Below are 20,293 nucleotides of genomic sequence, written 5' to 3'. Positions count from 1 at the left end.
TCGCTATCAGTTCAGCGCCTGATCCGTGATCACGCTGGTCCATGCGCCCTCGGGTGCGGCGGAAATCACAGGGTCCGACCCGCCAGCCAGCAATGTATCCACTGTCCGCTGATAATCGGCCTCGGCAAGTGCGCCGGTCGATCCCGCAGTCAGCTTTGCCACCTCTTCCATCATGCGCTGCTGTGCCTCCAGACCCTGCGCACCGGTTTCGTCGTTATCCAGCACGATCTGCGCGGCTTCTGCCGGGTTTTCTTCGGCGTATTTCCAGCCCTTCATCGATGCGCGGACGAACTTGACCATCTTTTCGACGAACGCCGGATCTTCCAGATTTTCTTCCAGCACCCACATGCCGTCTTCCAGCGTGGCAACGCCCTGATCCTCGTATTTAAAGGTGATCAATTCGTCGGGGTTTACACCCGCATCCAGCACCTGACCGTATTCGTTATAGGTCATGGTCGAAATGCAATCCGCCTGCCGCTGCAACAGCGGATCGACGTTGAACCCCTGCTTCAGCACCGTGACGCCGTCATCGCCGCCATCGGTGGAAATGCCTTCCTGACTCATCCATGACAGGAACGGATATTCGTTTCCAAAGAACCAGACGCCGATGGTCTTGCCCTTGAAATCCTCTACCGACGTAATGCCGGTATCCTTCCAGCAGGTCAGCATCAGACCGGATGTTTTGAACGGCTGCGCGATATTGACGACCGGCAGACCCTTTTCACGGGCCGCAAGCGCGGATGGCATCCAGTTCAGCATCACGTCGGCCCCGCCACCGGCCAGCACTTGCGGCGGCGCGATATCGGGACCACCGGGCATGATCGTGACGTTCAGGCCCTCTTCGTCATAAAAACCCTTGTCCTGTGCCACGTAATAGCCCGCGAACTGCGATTGCGTGACCCACTGCAACTGCAGTGTCACGTCATTGTCCTGCGCGCTGGCCTGACTACCGACAAACGCCAGCGTCGCCGCGGTGATAAGATGTCTCATCTTCTTCTCCTTGTTAAGGTTAGCCGGCTTCAGCCGGTCTTATGTACGCTGGCTTGGATGCCAGAATGTCAGTCGGCCCTCGATCCAGGCCATCACGCCATAGAACGCAGAACCTGCCAGGGCCGCGACAACAATCTCTGCCCAGACCAGATCCAGCGCAAGCTGTCCCACGCTGGTCGAGATTCGAAACCCCATTCCCACCGTCGGAGAGCCGAAAAATTCAGCAACGATCGCCCCGATCAACGCAAGCGTGGTCGCAATCTTAAGACCGTTGAAAATGAACGGCAGGGCAGCCGGCAGGCGCAGTTTCAACAGCGTCGGCCAGTAGCCGGCACCATAGGTCCGCATCAGGTCACGCTGCATCGTCGTGGTATCGCGCAACCCCGCCACCGTATTCACAAGAATTGGAAAAAACACCATCACACCGACGACTGCCGCCTTGGACGGCCAATCGCTGCCCAGCCATTTCACGAAAATCGGCGCCGTGCCGACAATCGGCAGCGCCGCCATGAACCCGCCCACCGGCAGGATGCCCCGCATCAGAAAATCACTGCGATCCGCCAGAACGGCAATGGCAAAGGCCGCAATGGCCCCCAGCACATAGCCGGTCATGGCACCCTTCAGGATCGTCTGGGCGAAATCCGCCCATAGCAACGGCAACGAATCAGAAAACGTCACTGCAATGGCGCTGGGGGGCGGCAGGATGATCGGGCTGACCCCGGCCAGCCGCACGTAAACCTCCCAGATCAGCAGGATGGTCAGGCCGAACACCAGCGGCGCCATCCACCCGACCCCGTTGCCACCACGTCGCGCCAGCATCAGGTTGATGGTCCAGCCCGCACCCCAGATCAGCATGATTGCCGCCAGCGCCATCATGCCGCCATCCCCATGCGTCTCAACGTGATCCGTTCCATCAATGCGAACAGCCCGACCAGCGCCGCCGCCGTGATCGCCGCCGCAAACAACGCGGCCCATGTCACCAGCGGCTGGCCGTATTGGTCACCGACCAGCATGCGCGCACCGAACCCCGCCCGCGCGCCCGTCGGCAATTCACCCACAATGGCCCCCACCAATGATGCCGAAATCCCGATCTTGAGCGATGCGAACAGATACGGCACCGACGCCGGCAACCGCAGCTTCCAGAATCCTTGGGCCGGTCCCGCGTGATAGGTCCGCAACAAATCCAGTTGCATCGCGTCCGGGCTGCGCAGCCCCTTTACCATGCCTACGACGACCGGAAAGAACGACAGATACGCGCTGATAATCGCCTTCGGCAAAAGCCCCTGAATACCGATGGCCCCCATGACGACGATGATCATCGGTGCCAGTGCCAGTATGGGGATTGTCTGGCTGGCAATGGCCCATGGCATCACGCTCAGGTCCATGGTCCGCGAAAATACGATTCCAACTGCAAGCGCGATCCCCAGCGCCGTGCCCATCGCAAATCCCAGCAGCGTGGCCGACAGCGTCACCCAGCCATGATAGATCAGCGATTGCCGCGACGTGGGCGACACCATGAAAACGGTGTTCCACAATTCGCCCACAACCTGCTGCGGTCCCGGCAATCGTGGCCGATCCAACGTATAGGTCATCGGGATCACGGCCGGATTGCGCAACGCCAGCGCAACCGCGCCCACCTCTTGGCGCGCGCGCGCATCATCCGGCTGCACCGCCACGTCACCCCGTGCCGCCTGATCCGCCGCCAGATGAATGTTCATCGGCACGACTGAAACGATCCAGACAACCAATAAAAACGCCACCACGGACACCACGGGCAGAACCGACTTCATGACGCGCCCATCGGATCATCTTGCCAGAAATACTCCCGCCGGAGGCTCCGCCCACCGCCAGTCGCGCACCGCTCAGTCATACGAATGCCCCGCCCGCAGCCCGTCACGCACCCGGTGCGCGATGGCGATGAATTCGGCACTGTCCCGAATATCCAGCGGACGTTCACGGGGCAGCGTGCTTTCGATCACATCCGTGATCCGCCCGGGACGCGGGCTCATCACCACGATCTTGGTCGACAGATAAACCGCTTCGGGGATCGAATGCGTCACAAACCCGATCGTCTTTTCGGTCCGCGCCCAAAGCTGCAGCAATTGCTCGTTCAGATGATCCCGCACGATTTCGTCCAGCGCGCCGAACGGTTCGTCCATCAGCAGGATATCCGCATCGAACGCCAGCGCCCGCGCGATACTGGCGCGTTGCTGCATTCCCCCCGACAATTGCCACGGGAACTTCTTCTCGAACCCCGCAAGATCCACCAGCTCCAGCACCCGCGCGACCCGTGCCGCCTGTTCAGCCTTGGAAAACCCCATGATCTCCAGCGGCAGCTTCACATTGCCGCCGATGGTCCGCCACGGATACAGCCCCGCCGCCTGAAACACATAACCATAGGCCCGCGCGCGCCGCGCCTCGTCCGGCGTCATGCCATTGACGCGCAAGCTGCCCCCCGTCGGCTCCTCCAACCCCGCGATACAGCGCAAAAACGTCGTCTTGCCGCACCCCGAAGGTCCGATGAAACTGACGAACTCGCCTTTCTCGATGTCCAATTTCACATCTTTCAGCGCGTGCACCGGCCCGTCGTTCGTCTGAAAAGTCAGGTCAAGCGCCTGCGCTGTGATCACGGTCTCGGGCATCTAACGCGCCATGATGGGGTAAAGTGGCAGTGCAACGGCGGCCAGCGCCGCCCCCGGATCACGGATATGCGGCATCGGCCCCGCGTAAATGGCAAATCTGTTCAACTCAAACACCCGTCGCCGGAATGCCCGACCGTTCGACAGGGCGCGGTGCTGTCAGCTCTTTCCACGACGACAGCGCCTTGTTCACAGACCCGTTTGGCGCGCGCTTGACGAATTTGCCATGGCCTTCCTGCGCGCGCAATTCACCATCGTGCACGGCGACCTGGCCGCGGGTCAGGGTGAACCGTGGCAGACCTTTGACATGCTTGCCTTCGAACACGTTGTAATCAATGGCGCTGACCTGTTTGTCGGCGGTGATCGTCTTTTCCTTCTCGGGGTCCCAGACCACCAGATCGGCATCTGCCCCCACCAGAACTGCGCCCTTCTTGGGATAGCAATTCAGGATCTTGGCGATATTGGTGGATGTCACAGCCACGAATTCGTTCATCGTCAACCGCCCGGTCGCCACGCCATAGGTCCACAGCATCGGCATCCGGTCTTCCAGTCCGCCGGTCCCGTTGGGAATCTTGGTGAAATCCCCCACGCCATATCGTTTCTGTTCCGTGGTGAACGCGCAATGATCCGTCGCCACCACCGACAGTGACCCGCTTTGCAGACCCGCCCACAGGCTGTCCTGATGCTGTTTGTTGCGGAACGGCGGCGACATCACGCGCCGTGCTGCATGGTCCCAGTCGGTGTTGAAATATTCGGATTCGTCCAGCGTCAAATGCTGGATCAGTGGCTCGCCCCAAACGCGTTTGCCCTGCATCCGCGCACGGCGGATCGCCTCGTGACTATCCTCGCAAGAGGTATGGACGACATACAGCGGCACCCCCGCCATATCCGCAATCATGATCGCGCGGTTCGTTGCCTCGCCTTCAACCTGCGGCGGGCGCGAATAGGCGTGCGCCTCGGGCCCGGTGTTCCCGGCGGCCAGCAGCTTGGCCGACAGTTCCGCCACCACATCACCGTTTTCGGCATGGACCATGGCGATGCCACCCAGTTCCGCCAACCGGTTGAACGACGCATAAAGCTCGTCATCGTTCACCATCAACGCACCCTTATAGGCCATGAAATGCTTGAACGTGTTGATCCCCCGGTCACGGACAACTGTTTCCATCTCGTCGAACACCTGTTCGCCCCACCATGTCACGGCCATGTGGAACGAATAATCGCAGGCCGCGCGCCCCGATTTGTTGTCCCACATCTGCAACGCGTCCAGCAGTCCCTGACCGGGCGACGGCAAGGCAAAATCCACCACCATCGTTGTCCCCCCAGACAACGCCGCACGCGTTCCGCTTTCAAAATCGTCGCTGGAATAGGTGCCCATGAACGGCATCTCCAGATGCGTGTGCGGATCGATCCCGCCGGGCATCACGTAACATCCGCCTGCATCCAGCACTGTATCGCCTTTCAGGTCCGGCCCGATCTGGGTGATCACACCGCCCTCGATCAGCACGTCTGCCGTGTAGGTCAGATCAGCGGTCACGATGGTGCCGTTCTTGATGACTGTGGTCATGGCCATGGTCCTTCTTGGGTCAAACTTCTTCTTGCTATAAATATCCCGGGGGAGGCGCAGCCGGGGGCAGAGCCCCTAGTCCACCACCACAGCGGTTTCCATCACCGCATGCAGCAGTACATCGGTCCCAGCCACGGCCCAGTCCTTGGTGATCTCTTCCGCCTCGTTGTGTGACAAGCCGTCAACGCACGGACACATGATCATGGCTGTCGGATACAGGTCGTTTATCCAGCAGGCATCGTGGCCCGCGCCGCTGACGATATCCATATGGCTGTAGCCTAACCGTTCCGCGGCATCGCGCACGGCACCGACACAGGCCTCATCGAATGCGGGCGGGTCGAACTGGCCGACGATTTCAGCGTGAAAGTCCACACCGATATCCGCACATAGCTGGGGTGCCTTCGCCATCAGCGCATCCACCATCGCATTCAGCTTATCCAGCAGATGCGTCCGCATATCGACGGTGAACACCACCTTGCCGGGGATGATGTTACGGCTGTTGGGGTAGACATCGATATGGCCGATCGCGCCAACCGCATTGGGCTGGTTGTCCATCGCGATCTGGTGAACCAGTTCTGTGATCAGCGCCAATCCCCGGCCCGCGTTCCTGCGCATCGGCATCGGTGTCGATCCGGTGTGGCTTTCCTTGCCAGTGACGGTGCATTCGATCCAGCGCAGACCCTGCCCGTGGGTGACGACGCCGATATCGCGGCCCTCGGCTTCCAGGATCGGGCCCTGCTCGATGTGCAATTCGAACAGCGCGTGCATCTTGCGGTCCCCGACCGGCTCGTCACCTTTCCAGCCGATCCGTTCCAGTTCGTCCCCGAACCGCTTACCCTGCGCATCAACGCGGTCGTTCGCCCAGTCCAGCGTATGCTTGCCCGCAAAGACACCCGACGCCAGCATCGCCGGGGCGAACCGTGTGCCTTCCTCGTTGGTCCAGTTGACGACGACGATGGGGTGTTTCGTCTTGATATCCAGATCGTTCAGGGTGCGGATCAGTTCCAGACCGCCCAGCACGCCCAGCACGCCGTCGTATTTGCCGCCCGTGGGCTGTGTGTCCAGATGGCTGCCGACATAGACCGGCAGCGCATCGGGGTCGGTTCCTTCACGCTGGGCGAACATGTTGCCGATCTCATCGACACCCATGGACAGCCCCGCATCCTTGCACCACCCCGCAAACAGGTGGCGGCCTTCGCTATCGGCATCGGTCAGGGTCTGGCGGTTGTTCCCACCCGCCACACCGGGGCCGATCTGTGCCATGTCCATCAGGCTGTTCCAAAGCCGGTCACCATCGATACGCAGATTTTTTCCCGGTGAGCCCATATGCGCTGTTCTCCTGACATTCTTGATTTGACCGACTGGTCAAACTCACGCTACCACGGGTCTGCAGTCCGTCAAGACTCTGCTTTGCAGACAGGACGCGGATGCCGGTCATGGCGCCCAACGCGGGCAGCATCGCCTGAAAATGCGGCAAGAGGAGAATCGATGGAAGACGCTGCGCCGCAAACCCGCATCCAGACCCGCAATCGCAAGACGATCCTGTCCGCCGGGCTGGACGTGTTTTCAGCGCATGGTTTCCGGGGTGCGACACTGGACCAGATCGCCAGCACCGCAGGACTGTCGAAACCGAACCTGCTGTATTATTTCCCGTCCAAGGAAGCCGTCTATACCGCCTTGCTGGACGATCTGCTGGTGACCTGGCTGGACCCGCTGCGCGCGCTGGACCCTGCGGGCGAACCGATTGCCGAAATTCTGGCCTATGCCCAGCGCAAATTGATGATGAGCCGGGATTACCCCCGCGAAAGCCGCCTGTTTGCCAATGAAATCCTGCAGGGCGCCCCGCTTGTCGGTCCCGTCCTGCACACAGAGCTAAGGGCGCTGGTCGATGACCGCGCCACCGTGCTGCAAGGCTGGATGGACGATGGTCTGATCCGGCGCACGGACCCGGTCCACCTGATCTTTTCGATCTGGTCACTGACCCAGCATTACGCCGATTTCGATGTCCAGATCCGCGCCGTTCTGGACGATGACGACCCGTTTCCCGGTGCGGAATGTTTTCTGGACCAGCTCTACAGAAGCCTTTTGGAACCACGACAGCGCTAAACGAGTTTTACCTTTAACAAAAGGAGAACGCGATGAGCTACACGCTGACCGTCAAGAAGACAGAGCCGTTGACCCATGACACATATCGTCTGATCTGCAGCCGACCCGACGGGTTCGATTTCGAACCCGGACAGGCCACCCACATGGCATTGGACAAGGACGGCTGGCGGGACGAAGACCGACCCTTTACCATGGTCAGCGATCCATCGGATAGCGATGTCGTCTTTGTCATCAAATCCTATCCGTCACATGACGGCGTCACGGAAATGGTGCCCGACATCCAGCCCGGCGACAGATGGATTGCGGATGAACCCGCAGGCGCGATCACCGATCACGGCTGCGGCACCTTTATCGCGGCAGGCGCGGGCATCACGCCGTTCATCGCGATCCTGAACAAACACGCCCGCGACGGAATTGGCGGTGACAAGCTGATCTTTGCCAACAAGACAGACCGCGACATCATCCTCAAAGACCAGTGGGACCAGATGGCAGGTGTCACGCCAGTCTACGTCATTTCGGATCAGCCGGATACTGAACACCGCCATGGCAAGCTGGACCGCGCCATGCTGGAAGATATCGGAATCGAGCAGGATCGCCCGTTCTATATTTGCGGACCCAAGGGGTTCGTGAATGACATCCGCGACGCGCTCAAATCGATCGGCGTCCCATCCGATAACATCGTGACCGAAGAAGGCTGGTAATTCAGGACGGGACCGGGGGCCAGCCCCCGGACCCCCGGGATATTTTTGGCAAGAAGAAGTTAACTGGCCCGCCTATTCCGCCGCAACCGCGCCGGGATTATTGGGGTGCGTGGTCCAGTTGGCATATTCCTTGAGCACCTCTTTACCGGTGCGCGGATCGATGCTGCCCGGTGTCATGGCGATCATCGTGATACAATCGTCGACCGGGCAGACATCCACGCACAGGTTACAGGCGACGCATTCTTCGTCGATCACGCTAAAGGTCCGGTCGGGCGACATTGCAATCGCCTGATGGCTGGTGTCTTCGCACGCCGCGTAGCAGCGCCCGCAAGAAATGCATTTGTCCTGATCGATTTGCGCCTTGGCAACGTAGTTCAAGTTCAGATACTGCCAGTCGGTCACATTGGGCACCGCCATGCCGACGAAATCCGCGGTCGAGGCGTAGCCCTTTTCATCCATCCACTGCGACAGGCCGGATTTCATTTCCGCCACGATCTTGAAGCCATAGGTCATCGCCGCCGTGCAGACCTGCACGTTGCCGCAGCCCAGCGCCATGAATTCAGCCGCGTCCCGCCATGTGCCGATACCACCGATGCCCGAAATCGGCATGCCATACGTCGCCGGATCGCGGGCGATTTCCGCCACCATGTTCATGGCGATGGGTTTGACCGCCGGTCCGCAATAGCCGCCATGGGTGCCCTTGCCGTCGATGGTGGGCTGCGGCGCCATCATATCCAGATCGACAGAGGTGATCGAATTGATCGTGTTGATCAGGCTGACCGCATCCGCCCCGCCGTTTTTCGCGGCCTGCGCAGGTTTGCGGATATCCGTGATGTTGGGCGTCAGTTTCACGATCACCGGACGGTCGTAATATGCCTTGCACCAGCGCACGACCATTTCGATGTATTCCGGCACCTGCCCCACGGCACTGCCCATGCCACGTTCGGCCATTCCGTGCGGACAGCCAAAGTTCAATTCGATCCCGTCGGCGTTGGTTTCCTGCACCCGGGACAGGATGTCACGCCATGCCTGTTCTTCGCAGGGCACCATGATCGAGGCGATCAGGGCGCGGTCAGGGTAATCCGCCTTGACCCGTGCCATTTCTTCCAGGTTCACTTCCAGCGGGCGGTCAGTGATCAGTTCGATGTTGTTGATCCCCAGCACGCGGCGATCCGCCCCGTGGATTACGCCGTAGCGCGGACCATTGACGTTGACGACCGGCGGACCTTCGGCCCCCAGCGTTTTCCACACGACGCCGCCCCATCCGGCGTCGAACGCGCGGCGCACGTTATATTCCTTGTCCGTCGGCGGGGCAGAGGCGAGCCAGAACGGGTTAGGGCTTTTGATGCCTACGAAATCGGTGGTCAGATCGGCCATTGGGTCCTCCGGGTCAGCGTGTTTGGTGGGTCGGGCAGTGATACGCGGTGCGTCCACCCACCTTTTTATGGGTAATGATACCATCACAGCGCGTGCAGGCCGCGCCAGCCGTGCGGTTATGAATCAGCCAGTCGTCGGGCAACCGGGCATAATCGGCATTTTCAGCCATCACGCGGCCCATGATGTCCTGAACCGCCCGGTGCAGGGCCGCGATGCGGGCGGGTTCCAGATCGGACCCTTTGGCCTCGGGTGCGATTCCGGTGCGATACAGCGCCTCGTCCGACCATAAATTACCGACACCGGCGATCTTTGCCTGATCCAGAAGCGCTGGTTTGACGGCCCCGCGGGTCCGCCCGATCATATCGGCAAAGGCGTTGCCGCCAATCTGCATTGCATCGGGGCCAAGGCCTTTTTCAGCGATGAAATTCTCGACATCCTCGACCAGATGCACCGCGCCGAACTTGCGTGGGTCGCGAAACGTCAGCCGACGGTCGCCTTCGAATTCAATGGTAAGTCGCGCGTAATCGGGCGCAGCATCTTGGGCATCCCAAGTGCGCAGGCTGCCCGCCATGCCCAGATGAATATGCAACCATGGGCCATCGACCGAACCCGCAAAGATGTATTTACCGTGCCGATGCGTCCGCGTCAGTTGGGTGCCAACGAACCGCGCGCGTTCTGCTTCGGTGGGTAAGGTGACATGCGCCACCTCTCCCAACGTGAAGCCCGCAATCGTGCGGTGCAGACAATCGTCCGCGATCCGGCGTCGGGCCGCGTCTGCTTCTGGCAGCTCAGGCATCACCGACCAGTGCGGCGTGAATGTCCATCGCCGCATCGCGCCCCTGTGCCACGGCCGTCACGGTCAGATCGTCACCCCCCTGCGCGCAATCGCCCCCCGCCCAAACGCCGGTGCGCGTGGTGCGGCCCGCGCCGGTGACCGCGATCTTGCGGTCCGCGATCGTCAGCCCGCCATCGGTCGTCAGGGTCTGGCCAATGGCACGGAACACCTGATCGGCGGACAGGCGGATGGTTTCGCCGGTGCCGGACAGGCCGGTGCCAGTGTCGGCGGTGTATTCCAGTTCGATCTCGCCGTCGTGGATCGCATGCGGCTGGACGTTGAACATGATCCGCACACCATGGCTTGCGGCCAGATCCTGTTCATAGCGGCTGGCCCCCATGCGGTCGCGGTCGCGGCGATAGGCGATGGTGACGCTTTCGGCCCCCAGCAGCTTGGATTGCACGGCCGCGTCCACCGCCGTCATCCCGCCACCGATCACCACCACATGCCGGCCCACGGCGATGTCCGCCAGATCGCCCGCCTGCCGCAGATCCGCGATGAAATTCACAGCGTCGTTGACGCTTGCGTGGTCGTCACCCGCGGCACCCAGCGCATTGACGCCACCCAGACCCACGGCAAGGAACACCGCATCAAAATCCGCCACCAGACCGTCGACGGTCAACCCGTCGCCCAGCGCCGACCCGGTCTGGATCGCGATTCCGCCAATCTGCATCAGCCACGCCGCTTCGCGGGCGGCAAAATCATCTGTGCTTTTGTAGGCGGCAATGCCGTATTCGTTCAGACCGCCGGGTTTGGGTCGCGCTTCGTGGATTGTGACATCATGCCCCAGCATTGCCAGACGGTGCGCGCAGGACAGCCCGGCAGGCCCGGCGCCGACGACAGCAATCCGCTTGCCGGTCGCGGGCGCGCGGGTGAACGGGTGCCCCTGCCGTGCCATCAGCGTATCGGTCGCATGCCGTTGCAGGCGCCCGATCTCGACCGGCTTGCCTTCGGCCAGTTCACGCACACACGCGCCTTCGCACAGATCCTCTGTCGGGCAGACGCGGGCGCACATGCCGCCCAGAATATTCTGTTCAAAGATCGTGCGCGCTGCGGCTTCGGGCGTGCCGGTCGCGATTTGCCGGATGAACAGCGGGATGTCGATGTCCGTGGGGCAGGCTGTGACACAGGGCGCGTCGTAGCAGAAATAGCACCGATCTGCCGCCACCCGCACCTCGTGCGGATCAAGCGGGGCGTGCAGGTCGCCAAACGCTTCTGCCAAGGCGTCGGCACTTAGCCGTCCTGCGGTAATTCCTGGTGCGGTCACAGATGTCATGGCGGCCTCGTCACTGTCAGCGTTGATTTCAGACTGGCACGGAATGATTTTTTATCAAACGGTAAATTTTAGGCATCGTGAAAACTGCAATTTTAGGACAGCCAAACGACTGAAAAACGGTTCGGCTCTGGTGGTTTTGCTCATGATCCGTAATGCTGTGCCATCAAACGGCAGCGATGGGATTGAAGATGGCAGACGATGCGTTCGACGATTTCGACGACGAAGACGAACTGGACCATTTTACCGATGCCCAAGACACGGTCTGGGACAGCGTGCTGGCGGACCTGCGGACCGGTCAGTCACAGACCGACTGGTGCTGGTTCGTCTTTCCGGTGCTGACCGGGATCGACGACGCACCGATGGCGATGTTCTATTCCCTGCGCGACTGCGCAGAGGCGCGCGACTATGTCACCCACCATATTCTGGGCGACCGGCTGGATACCTGTTTTCGGCTGGTGATGGACCACGATCAGGATGCGGCGACGCTTTTGGGCGACACCTGCGCCTACAAGATACGGGCAAGCGCCACCCTGTTCGAAGCCGCCGTGCCGCATCAGCCACTGTTCGCCAAGGTGCTGGATCAGGTCTTCGCCGGACAGCGCTGCACGAAAACGCAGCGCCTGCTGCAACAGCCGCCGCCCGATCCGTTCTAGCGTTTCGCCTTGCGCGTGCGCGATACCTTTTGCGCGGTCTTGGCGGCCTTTTTCTTGGCCGGACCGACGCGCCGCTTGGCGGGTTTGCCACGCCCGCGCGACGGCCCCCGCGGCAGGGTCGCACCATCCAGATCGATCAGTTCCGCGATCAACCCGCCTGTCGTCGGTGTCGCTTCGATCAGTTTGACCGTGGCGCGCTGACCCAAAGCGATGACCGTGCCGCTGTCGGACCCCATCAGGGTCTGCGTTTCCGCGTCATGATGATAGTATTCCGCCCCCAGGTTCCGCATCGGCACCATCGCATCGGCGCCCGTGCCGTCCAGCTTGACGAAGATTCCAAACCTTGCAATTCCTGCAATGCGGCCCGTAATTTCCGTGCCGACGTGTTCAGACAGGAACGCCGCCAGATACCGGTCCGTCGTGTCGCGTTCCGCCGTCATGGACCGGCGTTCCGTGTCGGAAATCGCTTTGGCCGTGGCGTCCAGATGTTCGATGTCCCAAGGCGACAACCCGTAGTTGCCCCAGCCATGCGCCGCGATCAGCGCGCGATGCACGATCAGGTCGGAATACCGCCGGATCGGTGATGTGAAATGCGCATAGGCCCGCAGCGCCAGACCAAAGTGGCCAAAGTTTTCGGGATGGTAATAGGCCTGCGTCATCGACCGCAGCGTCGCCAGATTGATCAGCTCTGCGCTGTCGGTCTTTGCGGCAGCGGCAAGCAGCCGGTTCAGGTTCGCCGTTTTCAGCACCTGCCCCTTGGCAAGCGACAACCCGGCGCTGTCCGCGACTTCGCGCAGGGCGTCCAGCTTTTCGGGGCTGGGTTCTTCGTGAACGCGGAACAGCAGCGGGGTTTTCTTGGCGATCAGGGTTTCGGCGGCGCAGACGTTTGCCAGCACCATGAATTCTTCGATCAGGCGGTGCGCGTCCAGCCGGTCCTTGAAATTGACGGCCGTGACCTTGCCGTCGTCATCCAGTTCAATCCGGCGTTCGGGCAGGTCCAGATCCAGCGGCTGGCGTGCCACGCGCGCCTGTTTCAGCGCGCCATAGGCGGCGTAAAGCGGGCGGATCACGTCGTCCAGCAGCGGGGCTGTCGCATCGTCGGGGCTGCCGTCCATGGCCGCCTGTGCCTGTTCATATGACAGTGACGCCACCGACCGCATCATGGCGCGGTGGAACTGGTGGCTGGTTTTGGTCCCGTCGGCGTCAATGTGCATTTCAACCGCCAGACAGGCCCGGTCCACCTGTTCGTGCAGTGAACACAGATCGCCCGACAGCGTATCGGGCAGCATCGGCACCACACGATCAGGGAAATAGGTGGAATTGCCACGCTTGCGCGCCTCGATGTCCAGCGCGCTGCCGGGGGTCACGTAATGCGCCACATCCGCGATGGCGACCCAGATGACGAAGCCATCGCCCTTTGGCTGCACCAGCACGGCATCATCGCGGTCACGGGCATCGGCGGGGTCGATGGTGATCAGCGGCATGTCCCGCAGATCGGTGCGGTCGCCCAGCGGGGCAGGTTTGGCCGCATCGGCCTGTGCGACGACCTCATCCGGGAAATGGTCGGGAATGCCGTGCTGATGGATCGCGATCAGGCTGACTGCCCGCGCGCTTGTCGGATCACCCAGACGGTGCAGCACGCGCGCCTTGGGCAGACCCATGCGCCCCTTGGGTCCGGTCTGTTCTGCTTCGACCAGCTCTCCGTCACGCGCGCCGTTGGTGGCACCTGCGGCGATCACCCATTGTTTGTCCGACCCCTTGTCGACGGGCATCACGCGGCCACCTTCGGAAGCCGCGCGAAAGACGCCCAGAATACGCTGCGGATTGGTCCCGATGCGGCGGATCATCCGCCCCTGATAGGGATGGTCCGCCCCGGGAGTCGCCGTCAGCCGCGCCAGCAGCCGATCCCCCGGCCCCAACGCGGGGTCGGCGGCGCGCAAGGCCAGCAGGATTACGGGCGGGTCGGTGTCTTCGGTCCATTCCAGCGGGCGGGCCAGCAAATCACCATCGGCGTCCGCGCCCGTCACTTCGACCACGCTGACGGGGGGCAGTTTGCCCGGTTCGCGGTAGCTGGACCGCCGCTTGGTCAGCGCACCTTCGGCCTCCATCTCGCGCAGGAGCGCCTTGAGGTCGATACGTGCGGCCCCCTTGATCCCGAAGGCGCGCGCGATGTCGCGTTTCGCGGTCTGCGTCGGGTTGTCCGCCAGAAAGGCGAGAACGTCACGTTTGGATGGAAGTTTGTTCATGACCAGCATCTAGTGCGGCGGCGCGCTGGTTGCAAATGCAGGACCGGGGCGCTGCCCCGGACCCCGGGATATTTTTGGCAAGAAGAAGACCTAGGCGAAGTAGTCGCGCAGAATGCGGCCATAGATCGCCTTGAGCGTGTGGATGTCCTGAACGGGCACCTTTTCGTCGACCTGATGCATCGTTTTCCCGACAAGGCCGAATTCCACGACCGGGCAGTGATCCTTGACGAAACGGGCATCCGACGTGCCACCCGACGTGGACAGTTCCGGCGTGCGGCCCAGTTCCGCCTGCACCGCGCGCCCGATCAGGTCGGACAGCGGGCCGGGCGGCGTCAGAAAGCTTTCGCCACTGATCTTGACCGTCATGGCGATCGCGATCCCGGTATCCTGCGCCACCGCGTCCAGATGCGCCTGCAACCAGTCGGTCAGCGCCGTCCCCGTATGGCTGTCGTTGAACCGGATGTTCACCGTCGCGCGGCAGGATGCGGGAATGACGTTGGTCGCGGGATTGCCGGTGTCCATCGTCACCACCGCCAGTGTCGAGGCGTCGAAATGGTCGGTGCCGTCGTCCAGCGATGCCAACGCCAGCCGGTCCATCAGGCGTGCCATCGCGGGCAGCGGGTTTTTCGCACGGTGCGGGTAGGCTGAATGCCCTTGCTGTCCGGTAAAGGTGAACCATGCCGTCATCGATCCGCGGCGTCCGATCTTCATCGCCTCGCCCATGTGGTTGGGGCTGGTGGGTTCACCGACCAGACAATCGGTCATCGCTTCGCCATGGGCGGCCATCCAGTCCAGCAGGGCCGTTGTGCCATCCTGCGCGTCGCCTTCTTCGTCCCCGGTGATGGCCAGAATCACCGCCCCATCGGGCGGCGTATCGCGTACGAAATCGCAGGCGGCAGCGGCAAAGGCCGCCACACCGGATTTCATGTCCGTCGCGCCGCGCCCCCACAGGAACCCGTCACGGATATCGGCACCAAAGGGATCGACGGTCCAGTCGTCAGGGTTTCCGATCGGCACCACATCGGTGTGGCCGTTGAAGCCGAAACTGCGGTTCGCGCCCTTGTGCCCCCAACGGGCATACAGATTGGCGACACCGCCGCGATCCACGCGGGTGCAATCGAAACCGGCATCGGTCAGCAGGTCGGCCAGCAGCACCAGCGCGCCACCTTCGGCAGGGGTGACCGATGCACAGCGCACCAGTCGGGCGGTCAGGTCAACGGGATCAACGGGGTCGGACATCGGGGCACCTTTGGCTGGATACGCTAGCGGTAGCGCGGCGCAGGGCGGGATGCAAACATTGTGACCAAACCGACACGGGGGGTGTCACCTGATAAGTTAACAAATGACATGTTCTGAATTATCGTGCATCTTCAGCATCATAAACAGACCCGAGGCAGGGCAAACCCCAAAGTGGGTGTGAGTGCGATCAGGCACCACAACATATAGCTGATCGCAGGGCAACGTCCCTGCAAAGCGTTTGCGCTGACCTTGGGCTACGGGCGCAAGGGATTTGACATGGCAACGGCATCGGAACTTTCGATGAACCAGAATGCGTCGGCGTCGCAGATGGCGCAGACGATTTTTGGCGACGGCGTCACCGTCGTCGGGGCAAACTATTCGGGGTCCGGCTATTCATCGGCCACCTATTCAGGCGGCGACAACACCACGCCGGGCGTCACCCCGGGCGATACCGGTGTGATCCTGTCAACGGGCCGGGTATCCGATTTTACCAACCGGTCGGGTTTTGGAAACTGGTGGGGCGATCCCAACCAGCGGTCGAATACCTCGACTGATACGGGGGGCCAGAATTTCAACAGCGACTTCGAGGCGATCTCGGACGTGCGGACCTATGATGCGTCGTTCCTCACGGTCGATTTCATCCCGACCGGCAACGTGATGTCAATCAAGTTTGTCTTCGCATCAGAGGAATATCCGGAATACGCGTCGTCCATCTATAACGACGTGGTCGGCGTCTGGTCGAACGGCGTGCATATCCCGCTGTCCGTCACGCAAAGCGCCGCATCCGTCGTCGAAATCAACGACACCGAAAACATCAACCTTTACAAGGACAACACGGGCGATCAGTTCAACACGGAAATGGATGGCCTTACCGTCACCATGACCCTGACGATTCCGGTCAATCCGGGTCAGATCAACACGCTGAAACTGGGTATCGCAGACGCATCTGACAGCAGCTTTGATTCCACGCTGCTGATCGCGGGCAACAGTATCCAGACCACCGTGATCGCCATTCAGGACGATGTGACCACGGCCGCCGGCAGCACCGCGAATGTCGATCTGCTGGCAAACGACATGAATGCCACGGGCGGCACCCTGTCGATTTCACACATCAACGGCATTGCGGTCAGCCCCGGCGATACGGTGACCCTGCCGTCGGGCCACCAGATCACACTGCTGGCCGACGGGACCATCGACATCGTCACCACCAGTGACGAAGAAAAAATCAGCTTTACCTATGATACGGTCAGCACGTCGTCCTCTGGTGCGACACTCGGGTCCGACGTCGGCTTTGTCACTGTCGATACGGTCCCCTGTTTCGTCGCAGGTACGCTGATCCAGACGCCGCTTGGCGATATGCCGGTCGAAACACTGGTGCCCGGTGATCTGGTTGATACGCTGGACGACGGCGCGCAGCCGCTGCGCTGGATCGGGACCCGAACCGTGGCAGCCCAAGGCTGTCTTGCGCCCATTTCATTTGCGCGCAACGCGTTGGGACAGCACGGATCGCTTTTGCTGTCACCCCAACACCGGGTCTTGCTGCGCGATGCGCTGTCATCGCTGCTGTTCGGAGAGGACGAGGTGCTGGTCGCGGCCAAGGATCTGGTCAATGACAGCACGATACGTCCCTGTCCCGGCGGGTCTGTCACCTATGTCCATCTGATGTTCGACCGGCATCAGGTCATCTGGGCCGAAGGCCTGCCAACCGAAAGCTTTCTACCGGGGCCACAGATGAAAAAGGCCTTTGCCCGCGACGCGCTGGACGAAATCACGACGTTGTTTCCGCAGATCAACTGGACCTCTGGTCAGGGCTACGGGCCTGCCGCGCGCCGCACCCTGCGCCATTTCGAAGCGCGTGTGCTGTCAGAGGCAAACCTTTGAGCTGGATCGGTCTGCGCGAAGCCCGCACCGCCCTGTTCGACACGGGTGGATTCGCAGGCTTTGGCGATGGTCCGGCACGGCTTGACGATCTGCTGCCGCGCGGCAGTGTGATGATCGACTGCGCGATCCTGCCCAGCCTGACAGAACAGACGTTGCTGTCCTATGCCGCACAGAACCCGTGGCGGGCGGCGCTTTCGGTGTCGCTTGACCCCGATGGGGTGGTGATCGTGCGGCAACGGTTGGGTGATGCAACGCGTTGCTTTCGCCTGGAAACCGGGCTGCGCGAACGCGCGGCGTCAGTCACGATCGTCTTTGCATGGGACGCTCCCGCACGGCAGGCTACGCTGTCGGCGGAACTGCCGGACACGGGCGCGCTGCATTACGCGACACATCACGCACCGCTGCCGCCCACGGTGAACGACGCACGCCGCATGATCATGGATCGCAAACGCTGTTACCTGTCGCCCGGTGTGCGCTTTGCTGCGATTGCCAATGACCGGACACCCATCGGTCCGTTGCCGTCACTGGACGGCGGAACAACCGTCACGACACAGTCCGGCCCGCGCAGCGTCGATGCGCTGCGAACGGGCGATCTGGTTCTGACCTCTGACGGTGACATGGCGCAGGTGCGCTGGGTTGGGTCCGTGACCCTGCCCGCCCGTGCGCGGTTCCGTCCCCTGCGGCTGAAGGCGCCGTTTTACGGGGCTGTGCGCGACATCGACTGCGCCGCCTGCCAACAGGTACGGTTCCGCAACTCTGCTGTGGATTATCTGTTCGACACGCGCACGGTCGTCGCGCGTGCCGGTGATCTGCTGGAAGGTCTGGTGCCCCGCCTGCGCCCCGGCCAGATCGTGGAAACCTATTGGCAAGTGCTGCTGGATCGCCCGGTGCCGATGCAGGTGCACAATCTGCCGTGCGAATCGCTGGACGCGCGCAGGCTGCTGACGGACCCTGTCCTGCGGCGGTTGTCCGTGCTGCGTGATGTCCCATCAGAACTGTTGCCAACCGATACCGGACCCGCGCCGCTGCGCCTGCAGAACTACGAAGTGCGGTCGCTGTGTGAATCGTTGGCGGCCTGATCGTCGTCGAAAAACGGCGTCATCTGCGCCACGATCACACTGTTTTCGTCCAGTGCACGCTGCATCAGGGCGCGTTCCTCGTCCGGGATGTCGTGACCTTCGGCAAGCCGTTCTTCCAGGGTGCCATAACCCGACACGTCCAGCGGTGACAAATCGGCCTGTTTCAGAATGGCGACCGTTTCGCGCACCGCTTCCGCTTCGTCCACGCCAGAGGCATAGCACATCAGCGCGGCACCGGTTGCCCCTTTGGGCAGGCCGTCGTCGGCGCTTCGGCCGACTTCGACCAGCAGGGTGAAAATCTGTTGCGTGCGTTTTGTCATGCCCGTTCGCATCGCGCGGCGCAGGTTCCCTGTCAAGCGGTGAACTGCACGCCCAGTGCCGCGATATAGATCACGATCAGCAAAACGCTTTCGATGCCGATCCGGCCCGGTCCCTGACGCTGGCGCAGGATCAGCCCGCCCAGCAAGACCGATGTCATCAAAAGACCCGTCGCCAGCCAATACAGATCCGTCCCCGAGACCGCATGAAAGATCGACCCTTCGCGGTAGCTGACGTCAGACGCGACCAGAAACAGCGTGTCAAATGTGTTGCCGCCGATGATGCCGCCCACGGCCAGTTGCAGCGCACCGCGCCGCACCGCCGTCAGGGTCGTGACCAGTTCGGGCAGCGACGTGACAACCGCCGTAATCACCGCACCGACCAGCGAAGACGCCAGACCGAACCTGTCGATCAGCACGGCCCCCACCTGCGCAATCACCCAACCGCCCAATCCCATCAGCACGACCAGCCCGACGAAAATCACGCCGGGCTTGACTGGGGACCGGTGTTTTTCGTCATCGTCTTCGGGTTCGTCGGTGCGGGTGTCAGTCGTCTGGACAGGCCGCCACATGGGGTTTTCGGACACCCGTTGCGTCAGCTTTAACCCACCAAGATAGGCCAGAAACATGACGACAGATGCGGGATGCACCCCCAAATAGGCCATGTCCGGCCCGGCGATGGCACACAGCGGAATAGACAGCAGCATCATCAACATGACCGCCTGAAACAGGTTCGCCGGTTCGGCAGCCGCATGTTCCAGATTGGCCTTGCGGTGGACCAGATCGGCAATCGCCAGAAACAGCGTCTGTGCCGCGATCCCGCCGACTGAATTGGAAAAGGCGTAACTGGCATCACCGCCAAGTGCTGCATCAACCGACACCACGATGCCAGCCAGTGACGTGGCCGCCCCCAGGATAATGCCGCCTGCCAGCGCCTCTCCGATGCGGGTGCGATCCGCAAGCATGTCGGCAAGACCGGTGGCCTTGACCGAAGACACGACGACAACAGCCGCCGCCAGCACAAAGACGGCAATCAATAACGGCAGTGACAGGTTTGCAATCATCGGTACGCTTTCAACAAAAACGGCGCACGAATAAACGCGCGCCGCATTGTGGATTCAGACGGTAGCGGGGGTCAGGTGCGACCGCGCACCATGCGGGCGATCCAGATCAGGATACATGCGCCGACAAAGCCGACGAACAGATATCCAAGGCTGAAGCTGGCGCCAGCCGCATAAAGACCCAAGAGTGTCCCAAAGATAAAGTTGAAGACAACGGCGCCGATAATACCCAGCGCGATGTTGGCCAGAAGACCCATGTTGGATTTCATGAATTGTTCGGCGAGCCATCCTGCGATGCCGCCGACGATGATTGCTGCAAGCCAGCCCAT

General features: G+C 61.7%; 19 protein-coding genes. 5 read left to right on the top strand and 14 right to left on the bottom strand.

Going from position 1 to position 20,293, the window contains the following annotated elements; genetic code table 11:
• Positions 1-6: 6 nt before the first annotated feature.
• From GZH79_RS05800 to GZH79_RS05775, 6 genes are all read right to left on the bottom strand, one after another.
• Positions 7-990 (bottom strand): ABC transporter substrate-binding protein, encoded by a 984-nt coding sequence (locus tag GZH79_RS05800; RefSeq protein ID WP_211642835.1) that lies wholly within the window; start codon positions 988-990, stop codon positions 7-9.
• 39 nt (positions 991-1,029) lie between these two features.
• The gene (locus GZH79_RS05795; protein ID WP_211642834.1) at positions 1,030-1,866 is read right to left on the bottom strand and encodes an ABC transporter permease; all 837 of its coding nucleotides are present in this window, start codon (positions 1,864-1,866) and stop codon (positions 1,030-1,032) included.
• A complete protein-coding gene (locus GZH79_RS05790; RefSeq protein ID WP_211642833.1) occupies positions 1,863-2,780 on the bottom strand; it encodes an ABC transporter permease subunit in 918 nt (305 codons plus the stop codon). Before GZH79_RS05790 ends, GZH79_RS05795 begins: the two co-directional genes overlap by 4 nt.
• 72 nt (positions 2,781-2,852) lie before the next feature.
• Positions 2,853-3,632 carry an ABC transporter ATP-binding protein gene (locus GZH79_RS05785; protein ID WP_211642832.1) on the bottom strand — a complete coding sequence of 260 codons (780 nt, stop codon included), beginning with the start codon at positions 3,630-3,632 and terminating at the stop codon, positions 2,853-2,855.
• A gap of 106 nt (positions 3,633-3,738) precedes the next feature.
• Positions 3,739-5,193: a dihydropyrimidinase gene (gene hydA, locus GZH79_RS05780; protein WP_211642831.1), complete on the bottom strand. Its 1,455-nt coding sequence runs from the start codon at positions 5,191-5,193 to the stop codon at positions 3,739-3,741.
• A gap of 75 nt (positions 5,194-5,268) precedes the next feature.
• On the bottom strand, positions 5,269-6,519 hold the full coding sequence (locus GZH79_RS05775) for a Zn-dependent hydrolase (RefSeq protein ID WP_211642830.1): 1,251 nt from the start codon (positions 6,517-6,519) through the stop codon (positions 5,269-5,271).
• Positions 6,520-6,681: 162 nt separating this feature from the next.
• Here GZH79_RS05775 and GZH79_RS05770 point away from each other — a divergent pair, with 162 nt between their 5' ends.
• On the top strand, positions 6,682-7,299 hold the full coding sequence (locus tag GZH79_RS05770; protein WP_211642829.1) for a TetR family transcriptional regulator C-terminal domain-containing protein: 618 nt from the start codon (positions 6,682-6,684) through the stop codon (positions 7,297-7,299).
• Between the two features lie 32 nt (positions 7,300-7,331).
• Positions 7,332-8,000 carry a flavodoxin reductase gene (locus tag GZH79_RS05765; RefSeq protein ID WP_211642828.1) on the top strand — a complete coding sequence of 223 codons (669 nt, stop codon included), beginning with the start codon at positions 7,332-7,334 and terminating at the stop codon, positions 7,998-8,000.
• Between the two features lie 72 nt (positions 8,001-8,072).
• Here GZH79_RS05765 and preA read toward each other — a convergent pair whose 3' ends face one another.
• Genes preA through GZH79_RS05750 form a run of 3 tightly spaced genes read right to left on the bottom strand, consistent with a single transcriptional unit; the run spans position 8,073 to position 11,488 of the window.
• On the bottom strand, positions 8,073-9,377 hold the full coding sequence (gene preA / locus GZH79_RS05760; RefSeq protein WP_211642827.1) for an NAD-dependent dihydropyrimidine dehydrogenase subunit PreA: 1,305 nt from the start codon (positions 9,375-9,377) through the stop codon (positions 8,073-8,075).
• Between the two features lie 13 nt (positions 9,378-9,390).
• Positions 9,391-10,209: a DNA-formamidopyrimidine glycosylase family protein gene (locus tag GZH79_RS05755; protein WP_211642826.1), complete on the bottom strand. Its 819-nt coding sequence runs from the start codon at positions 10,207-10,209 to the stop codon at positions 9,391-9,393.
• Complete coding sequence (locus tag GZH79_RS05750) at positions 10,166-11,488, bottom strand: NAD(P)-dependent oxidoreductase (RefSeq protein WP_211642825.1); 1,323 nt, start codon at positions 11,486-11,488, stop codon at positions 10,166-10,168. The genes GZH79_RS05755 and GZH79_RS05750 overlap by 44 nt, the downstream gene beginning before the upstream one ends.
• A gap of 188 nt (positions 11,489-11,676) precedes the next feature.
• Here GZH79_RS05750 and GZH79_RS05745 point away from each other — a divergent pair, with 188 nt between their 5' ends.
• The gene (locus GZH79_RS05745) at positions 11,677-12,141 is read left to right on the top strand and encodes a DUF1810 family protein (protein WP_211642824.1); all 465 of its coding nucleotides are present in this window, start codon (positions 11,677-11,679) and stop codon (positions 12,139-12,141) included.
• Here the strand turns inward: GZH79_RS05745 and rnr are convergent.
• Both rnr and dapE read right to left on the bottom strand, forming a co-directional pair.
• The gene (rnr, locus tag GZH79_RS05740; RefSeq protein WP_211642823.1) at positions 12,138-14,387 is read right to left on the bottom strand and encodes a ribonuclease R; all 2,250 of its coding nucleotides are present in this window, start codon (positions 14,385-14,387) and stop codon (positions 12,138-12,140) included. The genes GZH79_RS05745 and rnr overlap by 4 nt on opposite strands.
• Before the next feature lie 90 nt (positions 14,388-14,477).
• Positions 14,478-15,626 (bottom strand): succinyl-diaminopimelate desuccinylase, encoded by a 1,149-nt coding sequence (gene dapE / locus GZH79_RS05735; protein ID WP_211642822.1) that lies wholly within the window; start codon positions 15,624-15,626, stop codon positions 14,478-14,480.
• A gap of 276 nt (positions 15,627-15,902) precedes the next feature.
• On the opposite strand from dapE, the gene GZH79_RS05730 reads away from it, so the two are divergent.
• Together GZH79_RS05730 and GZH79_RS05725 are read left to right on the top strand one after the other, a co-directional pair.
• Complete coding sequence (locus GZH79_RS05730; protein WP_211642821.1) at positions 15,903-17,507, top strand: Hint domain-containing protein; 1,605 nt, start codon at positions 15,903-15,905, stop codon at positions 17,505-17,507.
• Positions 17,504-18,586 (top strand): Hint domain-containing protein, encoded by a 1,083-nt coding sequence (locus tag GZH79_RS05725; protein WP_211642820.1) that lies wholly within the window; start codon positions 17,504-17,506, stop codon positions 18,584-18,586. The genes GZH79_RS05730 and GZH79_RS05725 overlap by 4 nt, the downstream gene beginning before the upstream one ends.
• Here the strand turns inward: GZH79_RS05725 and GZH79_RS05720 are convergent.
• The 3 genes from GZH79_RS05720 to GZH79_RS05710 all read right to left on the bottom strand — a co-directional run bounded on the left by GZH79_RS05720 (position 18,547) and on the right by GZH79_RS05710 (position 20,293).
• Positions 18,547-18,906 carry a hypothetical protein gene (locus GZH79_RS05720; protein ID WP_211642819.1) on the bottom strand — a complete coding sequence of 120 codons (360 nt, stop codon included), beginning with the start codon at positions 18,904-18,906 and terminating at the stop codon, positions 18,547-18,549. The two genes, GZH79_RS05725 and GZH79_RS05720, sit on opposite strands and share 40 nt — an antisense overlap.
• A 32-nt stretch (positions 18,907-18,938) precedes the next feature.
• Complete coding sequence (locus tag GZH79_RS05715) at positions 18,939-19,967, bottom strand: sodium:calcium antiporter (RefSeq protein ID WP_211642818.1); 1,029 nt, start codon at positions 19,965-19,967, stop codon at positions 18,939-18,941.
• A gap of 71 nt (positions 19,968-20,038) precedes the next feature.
• A complete protein-coding gene (locus GZH79_RS05710; RefSeq protein WP_249219010.1) occupies positions 20,039-20,293 on the bottom strand; it encodes a GlsB/YeaQ/YmgE family stress response membrane protein in 255 nt (84 codons plus the stop codon).

The organism is Loktanella sp. SALINAS62 (assembly GCF_018263905.1).
In the GTDB taxonomy this organism is placed as follows: Bacteria; Pseudomonadota; Alphaproteobacteria; order Rhodobacterales; family Rhodobacteraceae; genus Loktanella.
The sequence above is the reverse complement of the archived record's forward strand: the minus strand, read 5'-3'. Positions and strand labels throughout refer to the sequence as shown.